Below are 1,152 nucleotides of genomic sequence, written 5' to 3' on the forward strand. Positions count from 1 at the left end.
GGAAGTGTCAGATTTTTTGTGTGCGGGCCGGTAACGGCCTGCCGTCAGGCAGGCCCTGACTTTCACCAGGTCGGCCTGATGAACCGATCTCCGTACAAAATCGCGAATTGATTCATCGCACTTTTCCAATCATGCGCCGCTGAGCCCCAGTTTGCCGTGATGTTTCGCAGCCCCAGCCAGATCAGCTTGGTAGCTGCGTCATCGTTCGGGAAATGGCCTCGGGTCTTGATGATCTTGCGCAGCTGGGCATTGATACTCTCGATGGCGTTGGTGGTGTAGATCACTTTCCGGATGGCTGGTGGGAAGACAAAGAAGGGAATCACTCGATCCCAGGCGCGTCTCCAGGCCGCAACGACCGTTGGATACTGCTTGCCCCAGGGCCCGTTTTCAAACTCATCGAGTGCCTGCTCAGCCGCTTCGGCGTTGATGGCCTGGTAGATCGGCTTGAGCGCCTTGGCCAGTGCGCGCCGCTTGTCCCAGGCTGCAAAGTCCAGGCTGTTGCGGATCAGGTGCACGATGCACGTCTGCAGAGTCGTCTCTGGAAACACGGCGCTGAGAGCCTCTGGCATGCCTTTGAGGCCATCGGTCACGGCAATCAGCACATCCTCGACACCACGTGTCTTGAGATCGTTAAAGACCTTCATCCAGAACTTCGCACCCTCGGTGTTCTCGATCCAGATGCCCAAGATATCGCGCGTCCCGTCGGGTAGAACGCCCAGCGCCAAGTAAATGGCCTTGTTGCGCACCAAGCCTTCTTCGCGGATCTTCACCCGCAGTGCATCGAAGAAAATGACCGGGTACATGGGCTCCAGTGGCCGCTGCTGCCACGCGCCAATTTCTTCCATGACCTCGTCTGTCACAGAGCTGATGAAGTCGGGTGAGACCTCTGTTCCATACTGCTCGGACAGAAAGGCTCGGATCTCTCTGACCGTCATGCCACGGGCGTACATGGCGATGATCTTGTCATCGAAACCGGTGTACCGCCGCTCATGCTTGGGGATGAGAATGGGCGCAAAACTGCCGTCTCGGTCACGAGGAATTTCCAGCCGCAGCGGGCCATCGCCGGTCAAAACCGTCTTGCCACTCTTGCCGTTACGCTGGTTGGTTTCATCCTCTGGGCGCTGCGCGCCCGGCGGATAACCCAGGTGGTGG

Annotated in this window: 1 protein-coding gene; it reads right to left on the reverse strand. The window is 58.3% G+C overall.

The features are described 5' to 3' along the window. Positions 1–62 precede the first annotated feature (62 nt). A partial coding sequence (locus AC25MA_RS25780) for an IS256 family transposase (RefSeq protein WP_486972546.1) occupies positions 63–1,152 on the reverse strand: 1,090 nt, incomplete at its 5' end.

The organism is Pseudomonas sp. P65(2024) (genome assembly GCF_057480955.1).